The following is a 6,967-nucleotide window of genomic DNA, read 5'->3' on the forward strand; positions in this document are numbered from 1 at the left end:
AATTATATCACCCTCCGGGGGCATCGGGATTTCGCGCTTCGCGAAAAATATATCTTCCGCGTGCGCCTAAATCTGCGTCCGGTCGGAACAGAATTGTTTGTTTTGCCTTTATTATTTCGCCCGACCGGACGCCTGCGTTGTGCTTTTGGCACAACGCCCGACACCCCCCTTAGCCCTTGTATATAAACAACTTTTCTTACTCGGGAATATTGATTGAACTATATCTTCGCTTTTATCGCTATTTTTGCTTGATTTACAATCGAGATTGAATAAATTTAGAGGTTATACATTAACGATAACGATAAATTGAAGAGGTCTATGGCAAAAATAATTGCAATTGCAAACCAGAAGGGTGGAGTAGGAAAAACTACGACATCGGTGAACCTCGCTGCATCACTCACTGCAGCTGAAAAAGAGACTCTTCTTATCGACCTCGATCCACAAGCAAACGCGAGTAGCGGTTTCGGGGTTAGAGTCGGCGAAAACACGGCTTCTGTCTATGAAGTTTTACTCGGTTTGATCCCTGCGGAAAAGGCCTTACATCGCTTTGATTATCTTCAACACCTAGCCTTGCTTCCAAGCCATATTCGCCTTGTTGGTGCGCAAGTTGAACTTGTTGATAATCCAAGAAGGGAATACTGCCTTCGAGAAGCTATCGAGCCTATCCGAGACGAATTTAAATATATTCTCATAGATTGCCCTCCCTCACTCGGCCTTCTAACCCTTAATGCGCTTACAACAGCGGACAGTATATTGATCCCCATACAATGCGAATACTATGCTTTAGAAGGCCTCGGTCAACTTCTTACAACATTGAGGTTGGTGCAAAAGGAACTTAATCCCGAACTCTCGGTCGAGGGTGTATTGATGACAATGTTCGACAAAAGATTGAACCTGTCGAAACAGGTTTGTGAGGAGGCTCGGGATTATTTCGGCGATAAAGTTTTCAAGACTATTATTAATCGCAATGTTAGGCTTTCAGAGGCTCCAAGTTTTGGCAAACCTATTTTGCTGTATGATGCAACTTGCATTGGCGCAAGAAGCTATCTTGCTCTCGCCAAGGAGATAATCAATGGGTAAAAGAAACGCTCTCGGTCGCGGTTTAGAGGCTTTACTCCCTGGGTCAGTTTCGGAGGTGCTCTCCGGCGAAGAGGTTTTGAATATTCCGATAGATAATATCTTCCCAAACCCCGAACAACCTAGGAAAATCTTCGATGAAGACGCACTTAATTCCCTTGCGGAGTCCATTCGAACGCAGGGAGTTCTTCAGCCGATACTCCTTCATCGAGCCAAATCAGGATATGAAATAGTCGCTGGAGAAAGGCGCTTCCGCGCCGCCATATTGGCTGGGTTAAAAAGAATTCGCGCCATTGTCATCTCAGAGAAAGATCCACAAGTCCTTCTTTTTTTTAGTTTAGTCGAAAACCTTCAAAGAGAAAATCTAAGCGCTCTCGAAGAAGCCGAAGCCTATAAACGCTTATCTGATGAATTCGACCTAACCCAAGAGCAGATTGCAGAAAAAGTCGGAAAATCTAGATCTGCAGTTGCCAATACCTTGCGTCTTCTGAATCTACCGGAAGAAGTTAAATCATTTTTAACCGATGGGCAACTATCCGCCGGACACGCGCGCGCACTTTTAGCCACCAGCGACGACGAAAGATTGATACGGCTCGCTCATCTGGCGGTCTCGCGCGGGCTTTCAGTTGAAAGACTGGAAATCCTCGCAAGAGAGGATAAACCTTCTCCGAGACACCGCAAAACCGGCTCGACAAAAAAACGATCCAGACATCTAACACCTGAGATCGCTGCCCTCGAAGACGCATTTAAAAGCCATCTTGCGACAAAAGTTAAAATCAACCTTAAACCAAAAGGCGGAACAATCACAATCGAGTTTTTCAATGACGAAGATCTGATGCGAATCGCCGAAATAATATCAGAGGATTAATGCCAACAAAACATGGCTTAACAATATTTTTCGTGCCTCACAACCGCAAAGACTCGGTCAGTATTAGGCTTAAGGGTTGGCATGTTATAGCTGTGACAATAATCCTCGGAATTTCAATAATCCTCTTTCTAATAGGTGTCCTATTAGGAGGGCGTTCTGCCAAGCTGATTGCCGAAAATCGAGCCATTAAAGCAGAAAACGAAATGCTCAGGCAACAACGAGTCAAAATCTTGAAGCTCGAAAAAGAGCTTGCTACTACCTCTGAACTCCGAAAATGGATGCAAGATATTGTCTCCGTTAAAGAAAACAACGAAAACCCACCTGCAACTGCAAATACTAGCAAGATTGGAATAACCTCGCTTTTAGATTCGCCTTTTAAGTCGAGGCTTTTACCGGAATTGGATGAGGCCAGCGAAGCCATCCGCAGACGACGGGATTTCGTCCCAAAAGGACTTCCAGCAAAGGGCGCAATCACCGCTCATTTCGGGGACATGGACAGTAGATTCCTCAAGCCCCATTCCGGTGTGGATATTGCATCTGCCGAAGGTTCCGATGTCCTTGCAACTGCTACCGGTGTGGTTTCAGGGATAATATCCGACCCGGTTTTAGGAAATGCAGTAGAAATAGATCATTTGAACGGCTTCGTCACACGAGATGGACATATGAAGGCAATAATTGCTAAACACGCCTCTTGGATAGAGCGTGGAGATAAAATTGGAACCGTCGGGAGTTCCGGCCGAACCGAGGGCGCACATGTGCATTACGTTGTTACGAAGGATGGCGTGCCTGTTAATCCCGAGGAAGAAAATGAGAAAATTAATGAGAAAGGTCAATATGGCAAAAATGGAAGCTGAACAAAGGCTAAATACAATAATCGGTCCCGGAAGCCGTGTCGAAGGTGACCTCGATGTTCAAGGAGGGCTCCGCGTCGATGGCACTGTCGAAGGAAAAATCACTGCGACAGGCCCATTGACCGTCGGGAAAGAGGGTATTATCAAAGCACCATCGATATCTACCTCGAGTTCCACAATCGGCGGTAATGTCGAGGGTGATATTCTATCCCCGGAGAAAATTCGCATGGAACCCTCCGCGCGTGTGAATGGTAATATCGTCACAAAGGTGCTTATTATCGAAGAAGGAGCTATTTTTTCTGGCAAGTCCAACTTGCCAGAAAAAAATGAAACTAAACCATAAATGTGGATAACCTGTTAATTACTCTGTGAGTCGTTGATTCCAAACGCTTTAAATATGCAGACTTCATCTTAAATAAATTATCCACATCATAACTCACTGAATTAAAGTGAGTTCAAAAAATAACTGGATATTTTTCCACATAGGAGCCGAAAATGGCAATCGATTTGAATAAAATAAAAGAGGCCGAAAAAGAAGCTGAAACGCTTATCGCACAGGCAAAAAAGAGATTTTCTAATGAGCTTACCGAGGCCGAGGCCGAAGCCGAAAACCTTATTAAACAGGCCGAAGCCACCGCTAAAAAAAACATCTCTGACGCAATAGAAAAAGGCCGCGAAAAGGCCCATTCCAAAGCCGAAAAGTATAGAGAAAAACAAAAAACGGCTCTCGTCAAAGTGCGCGAACAAGTCGGAGATAAATCAAAAAGCGCCATCGAAAGAATAATCGAGGTATTTTAATGTCCGTCGTTCCTATGAAAAAAATCGGGATGGTCGCCCATTCCTCTGATTTCGACAGATTAATCGATTGGTTAGCCGACATGGGCGTCGTGCAGATATCACACTGCGAAGGCGAACCCGCTGAAACTGCCAAAAAAATCGAGGGCGAAATAGCCACCATCGAAAGAGCAATAGCCTTCCTGGAACAAACAATCGAGAAAAAACCCGATAACCTAAAACTCTCTATCTCCGAACTCGATGAACTCGCGGGGAAATACCCCTTGGACAAAAAACTCTCTGAGGCCGAAGGCCTTCGCAAGACCATAGAAGACCTTGCTTCGAAAAAAACCTCACTTCAAATAGCCATTTCCTCTCTCCAACCTTACGCGCCCTTGCCTTATAAATTCGAGCAACTCCAAGGCTTGGACTTTGTGGGCATTCGCATGGGCTTTATCCCGAAAGTCTTCGAAACCGAACTCGAAGACTTTAACCACGAGCTTTGTGAAAAACTTATATTCAACTCCGATTCGAACGGATTTTTTACCCTATTCATTTATCATTTGTCAACCGAATCCAACGTCGAGCAATTCCTCGATTCCACTGACTTTGCAGAATTCCATTTTGGAAAGCACACCGGAACTCCAGCTAATGAGCTAACCGAATTATCATCCGATATTTCTTCAGTTAAAACCGAACTCGAAGCAAAAAAAGCGGAAACACAAATAATGGCGGAGGAGGTTCTCCCCTATCTCGAAGCCCTTCGTGGCTATCGCCTACTCGAACTTGCTCGTGCAAAACTCGAGGGTTATGCAGAACAAACCCAGAGCACGCTTTTCCTCTCAGGCTGGATCAAAGATACCGATTTCACACACCTTTGCGAATCAACTCTTAACAAGTTCGATGCTGTCGAAATCGCCGAAATTGCCCCCGGTGAAGGCGACGTACCCCCTGTTGCACTCAAAAATCCACCGGTAATCGAGGCCTTCGAGGTTATCACCGATCTCTATGGCCGCCCGCGCGCAGGTATGATCGATCCGACACCTTTTATCGCACCGTTTTTCCCAGTCTTCTTCGGTCTATGTCTCACAGATGCCGGCTATGGCCTTTTATTGGCGCTGTTTTCCGGCGGGATTCTGGCGTTTGGCAAAATGGGTGCCGGCACGCGCAAATTCATGAGGTTTATTCTATATTCAGGCTTAACGACTGTCATAATTGGCGCTCTTGCGGGCGGATGGTTTGGCATCGACCTCGCGTCGATGGACAACGGCGTCGCGCGCGCGCTGTTATCGATCAAGGTATTCGATCCGCTGGGCAATGCTATCGAGTTCTTTGCGGCGAGCATATTTCTGGGCGTGATTCAGGTCTCGGTGGGATTCGTTTTGAGCGGTGTGATCGGTTTCCGTGAGGGACTGAACACGGCGCTCAAGGCGCGTGCGGTGCTACTATCGATGTCGTGGGTAGCCGTGACTATCGGCTCCGGGGTTTTCGTCGCGAATTATCTCGTGCCGGATGCTATGGCGGCGGTTCTACCGGCAGGTTTGGGCATGCTTAAATTCGGCGCGATTGGAATCGTTGCTTTCTCGCTGGTTCTGGGTGTTCTCGGAAAACGCGGGCTTGGGGCAGCTATTGCCGATGGTCTCGGCTTCGATGGCCTTTATGGTATTGTAAGCCTTTTTGGCGATCTGCTGTCATACGCGCGAATATTGGCGCTCGGGCTTTCGACCGGAGTTATCGCGGGAGTGATAAACATAATTGCGAAGGAGCTGGCGTCGATGATCCCCGGCGTGGGAATAGTATTCGCGGCCTTGTTGGTGATTGTCGGCCACGTGGCTTACACGGGGCTTTCGGCGCTGGGGGCGTTTGTTCACCCGGCGAGACTCCATTTTGTCGAGTATTTCACAAGATTTTATGAGGCGGGCGGCGAACCGTTCGAACCCCTAGAACGCAAAATCGAAGGTGTGGAGATTGTGGAGTGAAAGGAAAATAATTTATGGTAATGGATAAAAAGCGCACGGCGAAGATAGAAAAGATAGCCGAACGATTTGGAGTTACAAATATCCGAATATTCGGTTCCTATGCGACCGGAACGGCAAAACCGGACAGCGACCTCGACCTGTTGATAACGTTAGAGCCGGGACACGACCTGATCGACCTTATCGGTTTCAAGCAGGATGTCGAGGAGATATTGGGAATTAAAGTCGATGTCGTGACCGAAGGAGCTTTGATCTCTTACTTCCGCGACCAGGTTTTAAGAGAGGCCGTGGCAATATGAACAGGGACGCCGTTAGAATACGACATATTCTCGATGCCATCGACAAAATCGAAGCACTGGTTTTGCGGGGGCGGGAAAAATACGACTCCGACGAAACGATCAGGGATTCGATTATTCGAAAGCTGGAGATCATTGGAGAAGCGGTAAAATATGTTTCTACCGAGCTTAAGAATAAATACACTCAAATCGAGTGGAAACGCCTTGCCGGAATGCGTGATGTCTTGATTCATCAATATTTCGGCGTCGATATAAATATTATTTGGGATGTTGCTAATAAACGTATTCCCGAATTAAAATCGAAGCTGAAAGCTATCGCTGAAGATATCGGGGAACCAGAATAATGATGCCGAGCCGTTCGAACGCAAAATCGAAGGTGTGGAGATTGTGGAGTGAGAACATACTTTAGAAATTATTTAAGTTGATTTTATTGTGAAAAACGCAGTGCTAAAATACATAGAAGACTTCTCGCTAAACGGAAGTCCTGACCTGTTCACAGAGCAGGCAGTGAAATGTTCAAAGCTCGATTATATCGAATATGCAAATAAAAGAATACCCAAATTTGTCAACGAATTTTGGACGTCGAAGCAAAGGCAGGCAGAGAGAATACACGAAATATCATATCGAGCTTGTTTCAAAGCGCAATTGCCTCGATTTTTTATCGACCTGCTAACTGTCGAGGGCGATATCGTCTACGACCCTTTTTGTGGTAGGGGAACGACGGTTATAGAGGCCGCGTTGTTAGATCGAAATATTATTTCGAACGATATTAATCCGTTGAGTATTGTTCTTACCAAACCTCGATTGTCGATTCCTTTGATCGAAACAGTTAATGAGAGGCTTCTTGAAATACCTTGTTGTCATGAAAATAAAGCGGATATAGATTTGACGATGTTCTTCCACTCGAAAACAGAAGCCGAAATCGTATCTATTAGAGAGTATTTAAAAAGGAAAAAAGAAAATGGCGCCGAGGACGAGGTAGATTCCTGGATACGCATGGTCGCGACCAATAGGCTCACCGGCCATTCGAGCGGTTTTTTCTCGGTCTATACGCTACCTCCAAATCAGGCAACTACGCCCGAAAGCCAAAAGAGGATAAACGAAAAGAGGAATCAGGTTCCCGAA

9 protein-coding genes are annotated in these 6,967 nt (G+C 46.0%); all 9 read left to right on the top strand.

Going from position 1 to position 6,967, the window contains the following annotated elements; translation table 11 throughout:
- The first annotated feature begins 318 nt into the window (after nt 1-318).
- On the top strand, nt 319-1,080 hold the full coding sequence (locus KAH81_02595; protein ID MCK5832535.1) for a ParA family protein: 762 nt from the start codon (nt 319-321) through the stop codon (nt 1,078-1,080).
- Complete coding sequence (locus tag KAH81_02600; protein ID MCK5832536.1) at nt 1,073-1,945, top strand: ParB/RepB/Spo0J family partition protein; 873 nt, start codon at nt 1,073-1,075, stop codon at nt 1,943-1,945. The genes KAH81_02595 and KAH81_02600 overlap by 8 nt, the downstream gene beginning before the upstream one ends.
- Nucleotides 1,945-2,799: a M23 family metallopeptidase gene (locus KAH81_02605; protein ID MCK5832537.1), complete on the top strand. Its 855-nt coding sequence runs from the start codon at nt 1,945-1,947 to the stop codon at nt 2,797-2,799. Before KAH81_02600 ends, KAH81_02605 begins: the two co-directional genes overlap by 1 nt.
- Nucleotides 2,765-3,139, top strand: coding sequence for a polymer-forming cytoskeletal protein (locus KAH81_02610; protein ID MCK5832538.1), 375 nt, complete (start codon nt 2,765-2,767; stop codon nt 3,137-3,139). The genes KAH81_02605 and KAH81_02610 overlap by 35 nt, the downstream gene beginning before the upstream one ends.
- A gap of 152 nt (nt 3,140-3,291) precedes the next feature.
- Nucleotides 3,292-3,594 carry a hypothetical protein gene (locus KAH81_02615; protein MCK5832539.1) on the top strand — a complete coding sequence of 101 codons (303 nt, stop codon included), beginning with the start codon at nt 3,292-3,294 and terminating at the stop codon, nt 3,592-3,594.
- 14 nt (nt 3,595-3,608) lie between these two features.
- Entirely contained in the window at nt 3,609-5,549 is a 1,941-nt protein-coding gene (locus KAH81_02620) for a V-type ATP synthase subunit I (protein MCK5832540.1), read from the top strand.
- 20 nt (nt 5,550-5,569) lie between these two features.
- Nucleotides 5,570-5,845 carry a nucleotidyltransferase family protein gene (locus KAH81_02625; protein ID MCK5832541.1) on the top strand — a complete coding sequence of 92 codons (276 nt, stop codon included), beginning with the start codon at nt 5,570-5,572 and terminating at the stop codon, nt 5,843-5,845.
- Complete coding sequence (locus KAH81_02630; protein MCK5832542.1) at nt 5,842-6,186, top strand: DUF86 domain-containing protein; 345 nt, start codon at nt 5,842-5,844, stop codon at nt 6,184-6,186. The genes KAH81_02625 and KAH81_02630 overlap by 4 nt, the downstream gene beginning before the upstream one ends.
- 100 nt (nt 6,187-6,286) lie before the next feature.
- On the top strand, nt 6,287-6,967 hold a 681-nt coding region (locus KAH81_02635), incomplete at its 3' end, for a class I SAM-dependent methyltransferase (protein ID MCK5832543.1).

The sequence above is a fragment of the bacterium genome (genome assembly GCA_023145965.1).
Lineage (GTDB): Bacteria > UBP14 > UBA6098 > UBA6098 > UBA6098 > UBA6098.